Origin of the sequence: Plantactinospora sp. GCM10030261, from assembly GCF_042666615.1 — a bacterium.
GTDB lineage: Bacteria > Actinomycetota > Actinomycetes > Mycobacteriales > Micromonosporaceae > KBS50.
The window spans coordinates 491,863-508,837 of the sequence record NZ_JBHTDD010000001.1; the positions used below are offsets into that span (position 1 = coordinate 491,863).

The window sequence follows — 16,975 nt, forward strand, 5'->3', positions numbered from 1 at the left end:
GCCGCCGGGTCGACCCGGGTCAGGTCGCCGTCCGGATGCCCCAGCTCGCCGACCACGGTTCGCCGGGCGCCAGCACGATCACGTCCCGCCCGGAACGGAACGCGTCGGCCGGACAGGTCATCGGCTCCACCGCCACCGACCGCCGGTGCCGGGCGCCCGGGAGCGTATCGCCGGTGAAGACCTGCCACCAACCGAACGCCTCGTCCGCCCATATCGTGATCTCGTGGTCGCCGCCGGTCATGGTGACCGACGAACCGCCGTCCGGGTCCCGGTCGACATCGCCGAAAGCCATGTCGAGACGCAGGTCACCGATCCGCCGCGGATCGGTGAAGTCGTACTCGGTGCCGGCCACCTTGGCCGCGCCGATGGGCAACCCACGCCCGTCGACCAGCAGCCGGGTCCGGCCCGGGACCCGCAGCACCAGGTCGTCGACGGGGGCGGCCGGGATGCGCAGGTACGGGTGGGCGGCGAGGCCGAACGGCGCCGGAGCGGTCCCGGTGTTTGTCACCTCGTGCCGGGCCCGCAACCCCCTCGCGTCGATCCGCCAGCTCGTGCGCAGGTCGAGCGACCAGGGATAACCGGGCTGGGCCGGCAGTTCACACGCCACGGTGACCGAGTTGGTGCTCCGCTCGACCAACCGCCACGGCAGCCAGTTGACCAACCCGTGCATCGCGTTGTGCCGGTCAGGCTCGGTAAGCGGCAGTTGCCGGGACTCGCCGGCGAAGGTGTACCGGCCGTCCCGGATCCGGTTCGGCCAGGGTGCGAGCACCTGGCCGGCGGATCCGGCGCAGATCTCGTCCACCTCGTACCCGTCGAGATAGTCCACCCCGTCCGCCCGGTAACCGCGTAGCCCACCACCGATCTCGACGACGACCGCCTCCTGCCCGTCGCCCTCGATCGTCCACTGTGTACCCGACGGAGGTCGACCACCCCGCTCGACGTTGTCCATGACGGGACGATAGCGGTTACCGATCCGTACCGCTGCGTGCCCACCGGCGCCCACCCCCACCACCCGCGGCCAGCCCGCCACCGACCCACGCGAATCCGACGCCGAACGCGGCGGCGGTGATTCCGGCCCGCAGATCACCGAGCCGGGGGCCACCGGCCGCGCGGTCCCGGGATCGAGCTTCGTCACGGCGCCAGCCGCTCGACCACCCAAGCCTCCGATCCGGTACGCCGGAAGCGCAGCCGGTCGTGCAACCGGCTGGCCCGGCCCTGCCAGAACTCGACCGTCTCGGGGACGATCCGCAGGCCACCCCAGTGCGGCGGGGTGGGGATCGGCCCACCGTCGAACCGCTGCCCGGCGGTCCGGTAGGCCTCGTCCAGCGCCGCGCGGTCCGGCAGCACCCGGGACTGCGGACTGGCCCACGCGCCGAGCTGCGAGCCGCGTGGCCGGCTCGCGAAGTAGGTGTCGGTCTCCGTACGGTCCACCCGGGTGACCGCGCCGCAGACCACCACCTGCCGGTGCAGGGCGATCCACGGAAACAGCAGGCTCGCGTACGGGTTCTCGCTCGCTTCGGTGCCCTTGCGCGACCCGTAGTTGGTGTAGCAGACGAGCCCGCGGGCGTCGTAGCCCTTGAGCAGCACGGTCCTGGTGCTGGGCCGACCGGCGGCGTCGGCGGTGGCCAGCACCATCGCGTTGGGCTCGGGCAGTTCCGCGGCGATCGCGTCGGCGAACCACCTGTCGAACTGGCTCACCCAGTCGGCGGCGAGGTCGGCCCGGTCCAGGCCCCGCTCGGCGTACTCGTTGCGCATCGCGGCCAGATCCGGCGAGGGTGGTCGCGGCTCGTCCGTGCTCATCCGCCCATCCTGATACAGCGATGACCCGGCCCCGTCGCCGGTGTCGCGCCGGCGTGGCTGCCACCCCGCCAGGGCCGGCCGCGCCGACGGTGGTGCCGCGCCGCCGGTGCCGTGCCGTGGCCGCCGGTGTCGTGCAGCACACCCGGGGAGGGTCGCGGTTGTTGCCCAACCGGGGGCAAGATGTCTCGAAATACTCGCCAAGGATTGCCAGTGGAGCACCATCCGGTCACGTCGGATGACGCTCACCGCGCCGACAACGAGATCCAGGAGAGCGCACATGTCCGACTTCAAGCCGGGGCTGGAGGGCGTCACCGCCTTCGAAACCGAGATCGCCGAGCCTGACAAGGAAGGCGGTTCGCTGCGCTACCGCGGCGTCGACATCGAGGATCTCATCGGCCAGGTGTCCTTCGGCAACGTCTGGGCACTGCTGGTCGACGGTCGGTTCGGCCCCGGGCTGCCGCCGGCGGAGCCGTTCCCGGTGCCGGTCCACTCCGGGGACATCCGGGTGGACGTGCAGTCTGCCGTGGCCATGCTGGCGCCCTACTGGGGCCTGCAGCAACTGCTCGACATCTCCGACGAGCAGGCCCGTGAGGACCTGGCCCGGGTCTCGGTGACCGCGCTTTCCTTCGTCGCCCAGTCCGCGCGGGGCCTCGGCCTGCCGGCGGTGCCGCAGAAGGAGATCGACAAGGCGTCCACAATCGTCGAGCGATTCATGAAGCGGTGGCGTGGTGAGCCGGATCCGCGGCACGTCAAGGCGGTCGACGCGTACTTCATCTCGGCCGCCGAGCACGGCCTGAACGCCTCCACCTTCACGGCCCGGATCGTCGCCTCCACCGGTGCCGACGCCGCCGCCTGCATCTCCTCGGGCATCGGCGCGCTGTCCGGCCCGCTGCACGGCGGAGCGCCGTCCCGGGTGTTGAGCATGCTGGAGGCGGTCGAGCGCGGCGGCGATGCCGAGGGGTACGTCAAGGGCGTCCTCGACCGGGGAGAGCGGCTCATGGGCTTCGGGCACCGGGTGTACCGGGCCGAGGACCCGCGGGCGCGGGTGCTCCGCCGCACCGCCAAGGAGCTGGGCGCCCCCCGGTTCGAGGTGGCCGAGGCGCTGGAGAAGGCCGCGCTCGCCGAACTCCAGGCCCGCAAGCCGGACCGGGTGCTCGCCACGAACGTGGAGTTCTGGTCCGCGGTGGTGCTCGACTTCGCCGAGGTGCCGGCGCACATGTTCACCTCCATGTTCACCTGTGCCCGGATGGGGGGATGGAGCGCGCACATCCTGGAACAGAAGAAGCTCCGGCGGCTGGTCCGCCCCGCCGCCCGATACGTCGGCCCCGGTTCCCGCAAGCCCACCGCCGTCGAAGGTTGGGACGCCGTACCGCACGGGATGTGAGGAGGACCCCTGTCGGCGCCCGTCAGCCCGCCGCTGTGGCCGACGCCTCACCCCGCCGGGGCGCCTCGCGCGCGGGGTGACCGGCGGCGGGTGCGAGGATGGGGGCACGGCAACGTCGCCGGTCACCGCCCGGACCAGGGGCGCGGCGCGCGACGCCGCCGCTGGAGTCCGGGTACGCCCGCCGTGGGCCGCCGACCAGCGGTCCCGTCCGGAAGGAAGTCCGATCACCGTGGTTGACGTCTCGACCATCCGGATCCCCGACGACCTCAAGCCCGCCGACGGCCGGTTCGGGTCCGGCCCGTCCAAGGTCCGCCCGGCCTCGGTCGCCGCCCTGGCCGACGCGGCTCCCGGCTTCCTCGGCACGTCCCACCGGCAGCAGCCGGTACGCGACCAGGTCGCCCGGCTCCGGCGCGGCATCGCGGAGTTCTTCGCTCTGCCCGACGGATACGAGGTGGTGCTGGGCAACGGCGGGACGACCGCCTTCTGGGAGATCGCCGCCTTCGGGCTGATCCGCGACCGGGCCCAGCTGGCCAGCTTCGGGGAGTTCGGCAGCAAGTTCGCGGCGTCGGTGGCCGCGGCCCCGTTCCTCGGTACGCCGAGCGTCCGCAAGGCGGACCCGGGCTCCGCCCCGGCGTTGACCGCCGAAGCGGGCGTCGACACCTACGCGACTCCGCACAACGAGACGTCGACCGGGGTCGCCGTGCCGGTACGCCGGGTGCCGGGCGCCGACGAGGGGGCCCTTCTGCTGGTGGACGCCACGTCGGGCGCGGGCGGCCTGGAGGTCGACGTCCGGGAGTCGGACGTCTACTACTTCGCGCCGCAGAAGTGCTTCGGCTCGGACGGCGGCCTGTGGATCGCGCTGATGTCGCCGACCGCCCTGGAACGCGCCGCCGAGATCAAGAGATCGGGCCGGTACATCCCGGCCTTCCTCGACCTGGTCACCGCTATCGACAACTCGCGGCTGGAGCAGACGTACAACACGCCGGCGCTGGCGACGATCTTCCTGGCCGCCGAGCAGACGGACTGGATGAACGGCCAGGGCGGGCTGTCCTGGGCCGCCAAGCGCACCGCCGAGAGCGCCGCCATCGTGTACGGCTGGGCCGAGCGCTCCGAGGTCGCGGCGCCGTTCGTGATCGACCCGGCGCTGCGGTCCACCGTGGTGGCGACGATCGACTTCGTCGACGGGGTGGACGCCTCGGCGATCTCCAAGGCCCTGCGCGCCAACGGGATCGTGGACACCGAGCCGTACCGGAAGCTGGGCCGCAACCAGCTACGGATCGCCCTGTACCCGGCGGTGGAACCGGCCGATGTCGAGGCCCTCACCCGCTGTGTGGACCACGTGGTCGAGCGACTCTGAACGGACCCGGGTGTGATCCGCGCCACGCGCGCTCCTGATCGACGTACCAGGAAAGCGGTGTCTCGGCGGACGGCCGCGACATGCGGGCGCGGATCCCCCCATCGGTGGTGAGACCGGCGTACCGTGTTCGGGAACGCCCGGGTGACCGCCCGGGCGCGTTGGCCAGCGAAGCGGGACGGAGGCAACGCGAATGCGCCCAGTACGCTTCGTCGCCCTCTCCGAGGACGGCCAGGCCATGGTGCTCACCGACGAGGTGGGCCGACTGCTCGCGCTGCCCATCGACGAGCGGGTCGCCGTGGCGCTACACACCGAGCCGGGCGGGCCGCCGCTTGCGGTGGCACCGGCGACCGCCGAACCGGCACCGACCCTGTCCCCGCGCGACATCCAGGCCCGCATCCGCAGTGGCGAGTCAGCCGAGGACGTCGCGCGGATCGCTGGCGTGCCCGTCGACCGGGTGCTGCGGTACGCCGGGCCGGTGTTGCAGGAGCGGGCGATGCTGGCCCAGCATGCCCGGCGGGCCCGGCTCAAGTCGGCGGAGAAGCCGACCCCGCTGGCCGAGGTGGTCGACGGCCGGCTGGCCCAGCACGGCATCGACACCGAGAAGATCTCCTGGGACGCGTACCGGCGGGACGACGGCACCTGGCGGATCATCGCCACCTGGCCGTCCGGCAAGGCGACCGCGCAGGCCATCTGGGACCTGGACAAGAGCCGACAGACCGTTTCGCCGTACGACGACATGGCGCAGTACCTGTGTGCCGAGCGGCCCACCCCGATCCTCGGCCAGGAGCCGCCGCCCGAACGCGGCGGTCACGCGCTGCCCGGACCGTCCCGGGGCGAGCCGAGCCGGGGTGGACACGGTCTGCCGTCCGTGGCGGCCGACAGCAACCGGCCGGGTCGCGACCCGATCCGCGCCGGGCGGGACGCGTTGCTCGCGTCGCTGGACCGTCCCCTGGGCTCGTCCGGCCGCGGGCTCGACCCGGCGGCCAGCTCCGGGCCGGAGACGCCGCGCCAGCGACCAATCGGTGGCGGCGCCGCGGCGTTGCTCGGCGGCGGTCAGGGATCGGCCTTCGACGACGACGCCGACCTGCCCAAGGAGGTGCCGGCGGTGCCGTCGCTGGCGGTGCTGCGGCCTCGCCGGGCGGCCGGGCAGCCCGGGGGGACGGATTCCGGCGAGACCTCGGGCAAGCCCCGCAAGCGGCTCCCCAGTTGGGACGATGTGCTTTTCGGCGGCGGACCGGCGGCCCGCGAGTCGTCCTGACCCGTCCGCGGGTCGTCATCCGCTGACATCCGCCCCCGTGGGGGGACGTCCACGGCGACCGGTTCCATCTACCGTGCATGTGGCGTCGATGGTCGGCGCCATGGACGCGGGGGTGTCGGGTGTCGACGAGACTGTCAGCAGTCAATCTTTTCGTGACCACCGCATTGGCGGTGACCGGCGCGGTCGTCGCGGTCACCGGGACCGCGGTGGCCGAGCCGGGCGCGGTCCGGGCCGAGGCCGAGCTTGACACGGTCGCCGAGGTCGGGCTGGACGCGGTCACCACGGCGGCCGCGCCGGAGTTCCGCTACCAGGTCACCCGCAACGCGACCTACCAGGACGTGCCCGGCAGCACCATCACCTTCACGGCGACGTCCGCCGGCGACCAGTCGTACCTGTGGACCCGGAACCTGTCCACCGGGAACGTGACGAGCCTCGGCTCGGGGGACAACATCGGCAACACGTTCGCCATCCGGTGCCGGGACGCCGCCGGCGTCGCCCTCCCCGGAGAGTCGGGCGCGTACTGGGCGACAAACCTGGTTCCACCCGGCGAGACGTCGGTGACCCCGACCCTGCGCTGGCTGTTCGTCGCGCCGTCCGCCGGCACCTACACCTGCCGGATCAGCATCTCCAGCTACTCGACGATCATCGTGAACGGGCGCTCGGTGACGATGCGGATCCCGGCCGGTGCCGAACTCGCCCGCGCGGTGTACCCCAAGTCGGGCCGCTGGACCCTGCAATCGGCGGATCTGGCGTTGGTCGGCCGGGGAAACACGCTCACCACGCTTGGTGCCAACTTCGCTCCGAACGTCGCGGGCGCCGACCGTATCGCGATCACTCAGGACGCGGCGGTGACCACCTGCAAGCAGGGCTCCACGATCACCGGGTGCTCGGGAGGATCGAGCGGCTACTCCGGTAGCACCGTGACCACGTGGATAGAGGCGCAGCCGCAGACCAGCACCGGCGCCGCCTGCGGGACCGTGCAGCGGAGCAGTGCTGTCACCCGCGGCATCTCGACCGCGAAGCACCATCTCTCGGTGACCAACACCCTCTATCTGACCGAGTCCCAACTCGGCGGATGCGCCAAGGTACGCGTGTCGCTGAAGCTGCGTAACGACGCCGGAAACCCGGTGGTCGTCCATGCTGGCACGGTCGGCGGGATGGCCGCGACCCACGGTGTGGCCTTCGAGTACGTCTGACCCGACGGACGCCGTTCGGTCGGGGAGGAGCACTTCCCGACCGCCCGTGGCAGGGTGAGGTGATGGAGTACATCAACCTTGGCCGGACCGGCCTGTCCGTGAGCCGCCTCTGCCTGGGCACCATGAACTTCGGCCCGCAGACCACCGAGCCGGACAGCTACGCGATCATGGACCGCGCCCTCGACCACGGGCTCAACTTCTTCGACACCGCCAACGTCTACGGCTGGCAGACCGGCGAGGGGATCACCGAGCAGATCATCGGGCGCTGGTTCGCCCAGGGTGGCGGCCGGCGCGAGAAGGTGGTGCTGGCCACCAAGGTCTACGGCAAGATGGGTGACTGGCCCAACGACCAGGGCCTGTCCGCCCGGCACATCATCCGGGCCTGCGAGGACTCACTGCGTCGCTTGCGGACCGACACCATCGACCTCTACCAGATGCACCACGTCTCCCGGGCCACGCCGTGGGAGGAGATCTGGCAGGCGATGGAGACGCTTGTCGCCCAGGGCAAGGTGCTCTATGTCGGCTCGTCGAACTTCGCCGGCTGGCACCTGGCGGCCGCGCAGGAGTCGGCCTCCCGCCGGCACTTCCTCGGGCTCGTCTCCGAGCAGTGCATCTACAACCTGATGGAACGCACGGTGGAACTGGAGGTCATTCCGGCCGCCCAGCACTACGGGCTCGGCGTCATCCCCTGGTCGCCGCTGCACGGCGGGCTGCTCGGCGGTGCCGTCCGCAAGCTGGCCGAGGGCGGCGCCGGCCGGGCCAAGAGCGGCCGCGCGGCCGACGCGCTGGCCGAGCACCGACCGACAATCGAGGCGTACGAGAAGCTCTGCTCCGAGCTGGGCCACGATCCCGCCAATGTCGGCCTGGGCTGGCTGTTGACCCGACCGGGAGTGACGGCGCCGATCATCGGTCCGCGCACCACCGAACAGTTGGACGCCTCGCTGGGCGCGCTGGATGTGACGTTCGACGACGCGGCACTGGGCCGGCTCGACGAGTTGTTCCCGCCGGTCGGCAAGGGTGGCCCGGGTCCGGAGGCGTGGGCCTGGTAGTCGGTGACCTGGTGGCCACCGTCGGCGAATCCGCCCGCAGCCGATACCGGAGAGTCATCAATATGTCGCTGAGGTACACCCAACAACCGGAAGTCCGGTTCCAAGCCCCTCGGAGGCTGCGCACTCCAATCAGATGGACCGTTTCTGGTGGATCGTGGATTCCTGAGGCCCGTCCGGGGGCAGCAGGAATCCACGATCCACCAGCAGCGCGCTGGTTCAGCTAGCGGGTTGGGCGAACCGCAACACGTTGCCGTACGGATCGATCACCGCGAGCGTCGGGCCGCTCGGATCAGCTACCCAGCGGCCAGGCGTCGATGCGGTGATACACCGGCCGGGGGCCGAGGTGACTCCGCACCAGCACCATCTCGGTCACCGGCCACAGTGGGCCCTGATATTCGTCCAGGGCCGCCCGGTCGGCCGTGACGTCCTTCGAGGGAATCCGGTCCCCCGGCCGGGCCACCGTGAGGTGCGGTCGCCACGGGCGTTGGTCGTACGGCAGCCGGTGCGCGCGAAGTTCGCGACGGATGCCGGCGGTGAGCCGGCGGACCGGCTCCACCTCTCCCGCCAGTCCCACCCAGAGGATGGTGAAGCGACCGCGGCCGAATCGACCGCCGCCACCGAGCCGAATCAGCGGGGCGGCGCTCGGTGACCCGCCGGACTCCCTGAGCGTCGCCGGGCTCGTGCACACGGCCTGGCTCCGCTGCGCGGACCATCGCTCCGCCACCCGCCCGAGAGCGGTCCGCACCCGCGGCAACCGGTCATCGTCGACATCCCCGAGAAAGGCCAGGGTGATGTGGATGGTGTCGCGTGCCGGCAGCCGCACGTTGACGCCCCGCGCGGTAGCCGCTCCGATCCTGAGCCGGGCCAGTTCGGCCGCGAGATCGTCGAGCGCCGCCGGTGGCGGATAGAGCGCCACGAAGAGCCGCACGGACGGTCAGCTCCGACCGCGCGGCTCGACGACAGTCGGTACCGACATCCCGGCTGCGTGCAGCTCGCCCTCGACGCGCACCCGCTCGATCTCCAGATCGACTCCTTGCAGCCCGCTCAGATGCTCGGTGATGCCGAGGGCGTGGCTGGCCAGCCGGAGCTGGCCGTCGTACGCCTCGTGGACCGCGCGCTGCCAGGTCGCGGACCGACTCGCCACGGTAAGCCGCTGGTGGCCGAGCCGGCGCAGGTCTGCGGCGATCCGCTCGATGGCCGGCTGCTCGATCCGGTCGAACGCGGTCGGGTCGACTCCCCCGGTCACCTGAGCGCCGGACACGGTCCGGTCCAACCGGCCGATGACGCGCCGCTCCCGGCGACGGTCCCGCCACTCGTCGACCGAGCACACCAGCCGATCGATCAACTCGTCGGCGCAGACGATCGCGGCCACGACAGCGGGCAGGCAGGCGACTCCCAGAATTGAGAGCGCCAGCACTAACGCGTCGGCCACGTCATCGACGCTATGCGCTGCGAGGGGCGGCTGCCACTGATTTCGATGCCGGCCGCCGAACCGTTACTGGGTGGCCGGCTGCCTTCCCCTATGCGGAAAGCGACAAGAACGGGCCCTTCTTCGCCAGGCGGAGTCGGGTGCCGCTGCGCCGGAGTTGCCAGGCCAGCGCGACGCTGGCGGCGGTCAGCGAGATCAGGCCACCCATCCAGATGCTCGCCCCGGCGCCGAGGTGCTCGGCGACCCAGCCGATGATCGGCGCGCCAACCGGGTTCGTGCCGAGGAAGACCAACACCCACAGCGCCATCACCCGGCCCCGGAACGAGGCGTCCACACCGAGCTGCACCCGCTGGTTGGACGCCTGCGCGAAGAACACCATGAAGAACCCGGTCGGCAGCAGCAGCACGACCACCAGCCAGTACGCCGTGGCCAGGCCGACCGCGGTGCCGAACGCCGAACAGGCAAGCGCCGAACCCAGCACCAACCACACCGACGGCCGGCTGCGCCGGCCGCTACCGGCGAACGCCCCCACCAGTGCCCCGACGGCGAGCGCGGTGGTGAACAGGCCGAAGGTGGCGGCCGACGTTTTGAAGACCGTCTTGGCGAGCGCGGCGAGAGTGAGCTGGAAGTTGAACAGGGTCATTCCGATCACCGACATGAGCGCCATCGGCAGCATCAGGTCGGCTCGCCGGGCCACGTACCGCAGACCGTCGATCACCTTCGCCGAGTCCCGCTCGCCCCGCGGCGGCAGTTCGTCGCGATGCAGTTCCGCGGTGCGCATCCGGGCCACGCTGAACAGCGGCGCGATCGAGCTGACCGCACTGATCATGAAGACGGGTCCCACGTCGAAGGCGGCGATCGCGAGACCGGCCAGGGCGGGGCCGAGGATACGCGCGGAGTTGAACACCGCCGCGTTCAACGACAACGCGTTGGGCAGCAGCGACGTCCCGACCAGCTCGGATACGAACGACTGCCGGACCGGCGTCTCGACCGCGCTGGCCGTGCCGAGCAGGAGGGCGAACACGTACACGTGCCAGAGCTGGACCAGGTCGGTGAGCACCAGCATGCTCATGCCCAGCGCGAGCACCGTCCAGAGCGCGTTGGCGATGAGCAGCAGCAGTCGCTTGTCGTACCGGTCGGCGAGCCGCCCGGAAAGCAGGGTGAGCAGCAGCACCGGAGCGAACTGGCAGGCGGTGACGATGCCCAGGTCGGTCGGGGAACCCAGGCGGAGGACGAGCCAGTCCTGGGCGATGAACATCATCCAGGTGCCGATCAACTTGATCAGCTGGCCGCTGGCGAAGAGCCGGTAGTTACGGACCTGCAAGGACTGGAACGTGGTGGTCAGCTTCGCCCGCACTCGCGGTGCGCCTCCTTCGGGTCGTACGCGTCATCCACGGCGTGGACGAAGCGGACCCGAGGTGCGCGCCGGTCAGGCGCGGGCCACCTTCAGCAGGATCTCCGCGGCCCGGGTGAGCGTGTCCCGCTCCTCGTCGGTAAGCGCTTCGAGCCGTTGCGCCAACCACTCGTTGCGGACCCGCTCGTACCCCACGAAAACCTCGTGGCCCGCCTCGGTCAACGCGAGGATGACCTGACGCCCGTCCGTGGGGTGCGGCGAACGCCGCACCAGACCGCGCTCCTCCAGCTTCGCGACGATCTTTGTCATCGTCGGCGGCTGGACCCGTTCCAAATCGGCCAGCTCACGGGGCGTCAGCGCGCCCGCCAGCTCAAGGCTGGTCAGGGCGGAGAGCTGGGTCCCCGTGAGTTCGCCGACCGGGCGGGTCTGCCGGACCCGCCGGTTGAGCCTGGTGATCGCGTCGCGCAGCTGCGGAGCCAGCTGCGCGGGTGGCACGCGCACTGCCATCACCGTCCGCTCCGTCACGATCGTTAGCCTAACTAATAAGCCAGGCTAACGACCACCCATATGACCACGATCACCCCGAGCGCCCGCGCTCAGAACAGCAGGTTCTCAAGAGGTCCGCGCAGGAAGTAGACCACGAAGAGAGCCGCCACCGCGTACAGCAGCGGGTGAATTTCCCGCGCCTTGCCCCGGGCCAGCTTCACCACGACGTACGAGATGATTCCGGCGCCGATGCCGTTGGAGATCGAGTACGTGAACGGCATCAGCACGATCGCCAGGAACGCCGGAATGGCGATCTCGTAGTCGGACCAGTCGATGGTGGTCACCGCGGTCATCATCAGGAAACCGACGATCACGAGCGCCACCGACGCCGCCTCGAACGGCACCACCAGGGTCAGCGGGGCGAGGAACATGGCCAGCAGGAACATCGCGCCGGTGACCAGGTTCGCCGCACCGGTCCGGGCGCCCTCGGCCACCCCGGCCGCGCTCTCGATGTAGGACGTGTTGCTGGACACGCTGGCCGCACCGCCGGCCGCCGCGGCGACCGAGTCCACAAGCAGGATGCTTCCGGTGCGCGGAGGCATGCCCTGCTCGTCAAGCATCCCGCCCTCCTGGCCGATGGCGACCATGGTGCCCATGGTGTCGAAGAAGTCCGTGATCATCAGGGTGAAGACGAACATCAGCACGACCAGCCAACCCGCCCGGCTCCACGAGTTCAGCACGTTGAACTGGCCGAGCAGCGACAGGTCGGGCAGGTCCACCACCGTGTCGGGCAGGGTCGGCACGTTCAGCGACCAGCCCGACGGATTCGCCTTGCCGTCGACGAAGGACGGGCCGACGTTGGCGACCGCCTCGACGATGATCGCGAGCACCGTCGAGCCGAGGATGCCGATCAGGATCGCTCCGCGTACCCGGCGGACCACAAGCACCAGGGTGAACAGCAGGCCGAGCACGAAGACCAGGGCCGGCCAGGAGACCAGCCTGCCGTTGATGCCGAGGCCGACCGGGACGGTGGTGTTGGCGGCGTCCGGCAGCCGCCGGACGAAACCGGCGTCGACCAGGCCGATGAGCGTCAGGAAGAGCCCGATGCCGACCCCGATCGCGGTCTTGAGCTGGGTGGGCACCGACCGGAACACCGCGGTACGCAGCCCGGTGAGCACCAGGATCGCGATCAGGACACCCTCGATCACCACGAGACCCATCGCGTCCGCCCAGGTCATCTGGGGCGCGATCTCGTACGCTACCAAGGCGTTCACGCCGAGCCCGGCGGCCAACGCGAGCGGGAACCGGCCGACAACGCCCATCAGGATGGTCATCAGACCAGCCACCAGCGCCGTCGCCGCGGCGATGGCCGGAATGGCCAGCCGCTTGCCGTCGCCGTCGACAGCACCGCCCAGGATCAGTGGGTTCAGCACCACGATGTAGGCCATCGTGAAGAAGGTCGCGAGGCCGCCGCGCACCTCCCGGCTCCACGTCGAGCCGCGGGCGGAAACCTCGAAGTACCGGTCGAGGCCGGTACGCCGATCAGTCGAACGGGTCGGGTCGTCGGTTGGTCCTGTGGCCGGAGTTGTCTCGCCGGTGGTGTTGTCCATCGGATCCTCGCTGGCGATCTTCGGTTGACCGGCGCATCGTCGCAGATCACGACCGGCGAGGAAAACCCGGTCCCGTATCCTTACCAGGTGCCCCCGACCCCACGCACCCAGACCGAGCCGATCGACCCGCCGATGGTGCCGTTCGCGCTCGCCGGGATCGCGATCTGGGCCGTCGTCGGGCTGGTTCTCCTGCTCTTCTTCCGGGACTGGCTGGTCGAGCACGATCGGCAGAACTGGTTGTGGATCTGCCTGGCCGGGGTGCTGGTCGGGCTGCCTGGCCTGGCCACGATGCTCCGGTACGACGCCAACCGGGCCCGCCGCCGGGCCGGCCGTGAGACCACCGCCGGCCGGGAACCCACCGCCGACCGCTGAGGCCACCGCGCGGAGCCCGGCAGCCAGTCAGCCGTGCCCGTACGGCTCCGCCGGCTCGCCCACCTCGATCGAACCGGCGGCGCGGCTCACCGAGATGGCTTCCACCGCGCTGTCATCGTAGATCGTCGGCATCTCGTCGACGGGCGTCTCGGCCGACTCGGTAAGCGTCTCCGAATGAGCACCGCACCCATGATCGCTGGTGACCACCCGGCCGTCGTCCGGGGCGTAGAAGTTTCCGCACACCCCGAAGGTCTGGCGCAGCACACCGGCCAACGGCAGGTAGAACCCGCAGGTGCCGCACCGGGCCGCCGGCGGCGCGGCCATCGAGATCGGCGCACCGGGACCGTGGTCACCGTCGTACCAGCGCTGCGCGGTGTCCTGCCGGCCCTCGCGGGACATCACCCGGGCGCGGCCGAAACCCAGCTCCCAGGAGGTCTCCTCCACCGCCGGGTCATCCGAGAGAAGGTATCCGGGGGCGAGGCGTTCGTCGTCCGGCGGAGTGGGCAGCAGGTCACCCACCCCCAGGTCACCCGGCTGGAGCCGTTCCTGCCAGGGCAGCCAGCCCGGGGCGAGCAACGCGTCCGGACCCGGCAGCAGCACCGTCTCGCAGATCGTGACCTGCTTACTACGCGGCACCCGGGTCACCGTGACCGCCCAGCGCCAGCCCTGGTAGCCAGCCAGTCGGCACTCGAAGAAGTGGGTGACGAGCCGATCTCCCTCGGCCACCACCGAGAGGTGATCACCGACGTCCGAGGGCTCGACCTCGGTGATCCCGGTCCGCGCCACCTCGACGGCGGCGGCGCACACCTGATCCAAGCGGGGGGCACGGGTGGAGGTCGACCTGCTCACCAGTTCATTGTCTCGCATCCCTCCGGACACCCCGCACGCACTCCCTCCGCTTTCGGCGGCACCCGGCGCAGCGACGGGCGCGCTGTCCAACGAATGGATCGCCGGGATCGTTATGCGGGCAGTTCCGACGGTCCTCGGCCGGATCGGAGAGGATGGGTGGCATGCCGCTGTTCTCCCGCTCCGCTCGGCCGCGCCGGTCGTTCCTCGGGCGTACCGTCGGCACGACGGTCCGCGGCGCCCGGCTGCTCGCCCGCGGTGGATTCCGCGGTGGGCGGTGGGTGACCCGGCAGGCCGGTCGGGCACGTTCCCGCGGCGCCGGCGGCGAGACCGGCATGACGAGGCTGTTCGACCTGCACGCCGCCTCCTGCGCGGGTGACACGCTTATCGCGATCGGGCTGGCCGGCACCATCTTCTTCAACGTGCCGCTCGGTGAGGCGCGCACCAAGGTCGCCCTCTATCTGCTGGTCACCATGGTTCCGTTCGCCCTACTCGCGCCGGTGGTCGGCCCGTTGCTCGACCACTTCCGGCATGGTCGCCGGTACGCGATGGCGGCGACCATGCTCGGCCGGGCGTTCCTCGCCTGGTTGATCGCGGATCAGATGGACGGCTTCGGCCTCTACCCGGCGGCCTTCGGGGTGCTGGCGCTGTCTCGCGCGTACGGGGTGGCGCGGTCGGCGGCGGTGCCCCGGCTGCTCCCCGCCGGCCTTGGGCTGTCCCAGGTCAATGCCCGGGCCAGCGTCTACGGCACGGTCGCCGGCGCGCTTGTCGCCCCGCTCGGCCTGGCCGCGATCTGGTTCGGCCCACAGTGGCCGATGCGGGTCGCCTCGGTGATCTTCCTGGTCGGCATGGTGATCGCCCTGCGGTTGCCACCGCGCGCCGACTCCGATCCGCCAGAGGCCATGGCCCGCCCGTGGCGGTCGGTGCTGATGGGCCGGCGGGCCGGTGCCGTACTCTCTGGCCGCCTGGTGACCACGACCCTGGTGGGCAGCGCGACCCTGCGGGCCGGGTACGGCTTCCTGCTGCTCTTTCTCGCCTTCGCGGTGAAGGCCGGTGACCTCCCCACCTCCGCGTTCGGCCGGAACCTCGGACCCGAGGTGGCCCTCGGCGGCATCGGCGCGGCCCTGGCCACCGGCACCTTCCTGGCCACCGCGGCCGGCACCCGGATCCGGATCCACCGGCCGGCGGCCGTGCAGTCCGCCGGCCTGGTGATCGTGGCCGCCGTCGGCCTGCTCACCGCCCTGAGTTTCTCGTTGCCGATGGTGGCGGTGCTCTGCCTGCTCCTCGCCGTGTTCAGTGGCATGGCGAAGCTGGCGGTCGACGCCACCATCGCCGAGCGGATCCCGGAGCGGCAGCGGGCCAGCGCGTTCGCCCACTCGGAGACGGTGCTGATGCTCGCCTTCGTGCTCGGCGGCGCGCTGGGGCTGATCCCGGTGCCCGGCCGGGTCGGGGTCGCGGTGTGGACCGGCCTGACCGTGCTGCTCGCCATCCGGACGACCGCGTTGGCTCGCCGGCTACGTGCCGAACGGCTCAACGGGCGGGCCAGTGAGGAGGAGCCTCCCGGCGCCGGGCCGGTCGACCGCGGGGCCGGTGGCGGTGACCACACCGACCCCACCCGGCCGGACCGCGATCTGGACCTGGACGCCACGCTGGACCAGGGGATCACGCCGACCGGGCCGACCCAGCCCACGCCGGCCGATCCCACCCAGCGACTCACTCCGACCCCACCGGATGCGGCGGCCGGGCCGGATCGGGACCCCGCCTTCGCCGGTCGGTCTCGCTGGCCCGGACCGTTCCGCCGCCAGCGGCGTCGGACCGGGCCCGTCCCGCAGCCGGCACCCGGACCGAGTCCCGTGCCACCGCCGCCGGCCCCGCCGAAGCCAGCGCCCCGGCCCGGCCCGACCGGTCACCACCCGAGCCAACCGCCCCCGGACGAGCCGACCGTCGAGGAGCCGGCGGCGCCACCCGGCTTCCACATCTACCGGCCGTCCGGCTCCCTGACCGGCGACGAGCCACCCCGCCGGGGGGCCAACGGGCAGCCCGGATGACCGGCGCGATCCTGGTCGCCACCGCCGTGTCGGCGGAGGCGGAGGCGGTACGCGCCGGGTTGCCACCGGATGCCGCCGTGACCGTCACACCGGTGGGGGTCGGCCCCGCCGCGGCCGCCGCCGGCACCGCCCGGTTGCTCGCGCTGGCCGAGGCAGGCGGCGCCCCGTACACGGCCGTCCTGAGCATCGGCATCGGCGGTGGCTTTCCCGGCCGCGCGGCGGTGGGGACGCTGGCGCTGGCCACCCGGAGCGTCGCCGCGGACCTCGGCGCGGAGTCCCCCGCCGGGTTCCTCCCGCTGGACCGGCTGGGCTTCGGCGATCCGGTCGCAGCCGTCGACCAGGGCCTACTCGCCCGGCTGCGAGCGGGGCTGCCGGCGGCCTCCGCCGGTCCGGTTCTGACACTGGCCACGGTGACCGGGACGGTGGCCACCGCCGCCGCGCTGACCTCCCGGTTCCCGGACGCGGTGGCCGAGGCCATGGAGGGGTACGGGGTCGGCGTGGCGGCCGGCCAGGCCGGGGTGCCGTTCGCCGAACTCCGCGCCATCTCCAACCCGGTGGGGCCGCGTGACCGGGCGGCCTGGCGGATCGGTGACGCCCTCGCGGCCCTGCGCGCGGCCGCCCCGGCACTGGCCGACCTCGCGATGGTCACCGGGTGAGCCCAGCCGATCCAGATCGACTCGATATCGGCGAAACAGGGGTGTTCCGACCCGCGTGACCCCGCTACATCGCCGACATTGTGTGACCTTGGTCGGGGCGGACCGGCGGGACCGGGTCGTGGGGGCCGGG

At 71.7% G+C, this 16,975-nt stretch carries 16 protein-coding genes; 8 read left to right on the plus strand and 8 right to left on the minus strand.

Annotated features, from left to right (window positions below):
• Window positions 1-19 precede the first annotated feature (19 nt).
• Both ACFQUZ_RS02430 and pdxH read right to left on the minus strand, forming a co-directional pair.
• Window positions 20-949, minus strand: a complete 930-nt coding sequence (locus ACFQUZ_RS02430; protein WP_377437155.1) for an aldose 1-epimerase family protein — start codon at window positions 947-949, stop codon at window positions 20-22.
• Between the two features lie 182 nt (window positions 950-1,131).
• Window positions 1,132-1,800 carry a pyridoxamine 5'-phosphate oxidase gene (pdxH, locus tag ACFQUZ_RS02435; RefSeq protein ID WP_377437156.1) on the minus strand — a complete coding sequence of 223 codons (669 nt, stop codon included), beginning with the start codon at window positions 1,798-1,800 and terminating at the stop codon, window positions 1,132-1,134.
• A 277-nt stretch (window positions 1,801-2,077) separates the two neighbouring features.
• Here pdxH and ACFQUZ_RS02440 point away from each other — a divergent pair, with 277 nt between their 5' ends.
• From ACFQUZ_RS02440 to ACFQUZ_RS02460, 5 genes are all read left to right on the plus strand, one after another.
• Window positions 2,078-3,184 (plus strand): citrate synthase 2, encoded by a 1,107-nt coding sequence (locus ACFQUZ_RS02440; RefSeq protein ID WP_377437158.1) that lies wholly within the window; start codon window positions 2,078-2,080, stop codon window positions 3,182-3,184.
• 229 nt (window positions 3,185-3,413) lie between these two features.
• A complete protein-coding gene (serC, locus tag ACFQUZ_RS02445) occupies window positions 3,414-4,541 on the plus strand; it encodes a phosphoserine transaminase (protein ID WP_377437159.1) in 1,128 nt (375 codons plus the stop codon).
• 190 nt (window positions 4,542-4,731) lie between these two features.
• Window positions 4,732-5,799, plus strand: a complete 1,068-nt coding sequence (gene sepH / locus ACFQUZ_RS02450) for a septation protein SepH (RefSeq protein WP_377437161.1) — start codon at window positions 4,732-4,734, stop codon at window positions 5,797-5,799.
• 152 nt (window positions 5,800-5,951) lie between these two features.
• On the plus strand, window positions 5,952-6,995 hold the full coding sequence (locus tag ACFQUZ_RS02455) for a hypothetical protein (protein ID WP_377437162.1): 1,044 nt from the start codon (window positions 5,952-5,954) through the stop codon (window positions 6,993-6,995).
• 62 nt (window positions 6,996-7,057) lie between these two features.
• Window positions 7,058-8,044, plus strand: a complete 987-nt coding sequence (locus ACFQUZ_RS02460) for an aldo/keto reductase (protein WP_377437164.1) — start codon at window positions 7,058-7,060, stop codon at window positions 8,042-8,044.
• A gap of 289 nt (window positions 8,045-8,333) precedes the next feature.
• Here ACFQUZ_RS02460 and ACFQUZ_RS02465 read toward each other — a convergent pair whose 3' ends face one another.
• The 5 genes from ACFQUZ_RS02465 to ACFQUZ_RS02485 all read right to left on the minus strand — a co-directional run bounded on the left by ACFQUZ_RS02465 (window position 8,334) and on the right by ACFQUZ_RS02485 (window position 12,923).
• The gene (locus ACFQUZ_RS02465) at window positions 8,334-8,972 is read right to left on the minus strand and encodes a 2'-5' RNA ligase family protein (RefSeq protein ID WP_377437165.1); all 639 of its coding nucleotides are present in this window, start codon (window positions 8,970-8,972) and stop codon (window positions 8,334-8,336) included.
• A gap of 6 nt (window positions 8,973-8,978) precedes the next feature.
• Window positions 8,979-9,476, minus strand: a complete 498-nt coding sequence (locus tag ACFQUZ_RS02470) for a hypothetical protein (protein WP_377437166.1) — start codon at window positions 9,474-9,476, stop codon at window positions 8,979-8,981.
• Window positions 9,477-9,564: 88 nt separating this feature from the next.
• Window positions 9,565-10,830, minus strand: a complete 1,266-nt coding sequence (locus ACFQUZ_RS02475) for an MFS transporter (RefSeq protein WP_377437167.1) — start codon at window positions 10,828-10,830, stop codon at window positions 9,565-9,567.
• Window positions 10,831-10,902: 72 nt separating this feature from the next.
• Window positions 10,903-11,352 (minus strand): MarR family winged helix-turn-helix transcriptional regulator, encoded by a 450-nt coding sequence (locus ACFQUZ_RS02480; RefSeq protein ID WP_377437168.1) that lies wholly within the window; start codon window positions 11,350-11,352, stop codon window positions 10,903-10,905.
• 71 nt (window positions 11,353-11,423) lie between these two features.
• Window positions 11,424-12,923: an NCS2 family permease gene (locus ACFQUZ_RS02485; RefSeq protein WP_377437170.1), complete on the minus strand. Its 1,500-nt coding sequence runs from the start codon at window positions 12,921-12,923 to the stop codon at window positions 11,424-11,426.
• A gap of 132 nt (window positions 12,924-13,055) precedes the next feature.
• On the opposite strand from ACFQUZ_RS02485, the gene ACFQUZ_RS02490 reads away from it, so the two are divergent.
• Complete coding sequence (locus ACFQUZ_RS02490; protein WP_377437490.1) at window positions 13,056-13,295, plus strand: DUF2530 domain-containing protein; 240 nt, start codon at window positions 13,056-13,058, stop codon at window positions 13,293-13,295.
• Window positions 13,296-13,322: 27 nt separating this feature from the next.
• On the opposite strand, the gene ACFQUZ_RS02495 is transcribed toward ACFQUZ_RS02490, so the two are convergent.
• The gene (locus ACFQUZ_RS02495) at window positions 13,323-14,162 is read right to left on the minus strand and encodes a DUF3027 domain-containing protein (RefSeq protein ID WP_377437171.1); all 840 of its coding nucleotides are present in this window, start codon (window positions 14,160-14,162) and stop codon (window positions 13,323-13,325) included.
• 143 nt (window positions 14,163-14,305) lie between these two features.
• Between ACFQUZ_RS02495 and ACFQUZ_RS02500 the strand changes: the two genes are divergently transcribed.
• Both ACFQUZ_RS02500 and ACFQUZ_RS02505 read left to right on the plus strand, forming a co-directional pair.
• Entirely contained in the window at window positions 14,306-16,189 is a 1,884-nt protein-coding gene (locus ACFQUZ_RS02500) for an MFS transporter (RefSeq protein WP_377437173.1), read from the plus strand.
• Window positions 16,186-16,845, plus strand: coding sequence for a futalosine hydrolase (locus tag ACFQUZ_RS02505; protein WP_377437174.1), 660 nt, complete (start codon window positions 16,186-16,188; stop codon window positions 16,843-16,845). The genes ACFQUZ_RS02500 and ACFQUZ_RS02505 overlap by 4 nt, the downstream gene beginning before the upstream one ends.
• The last annotated feature ends 130 nt before the right edge of the window (window positions 16,846-16,975 follow it).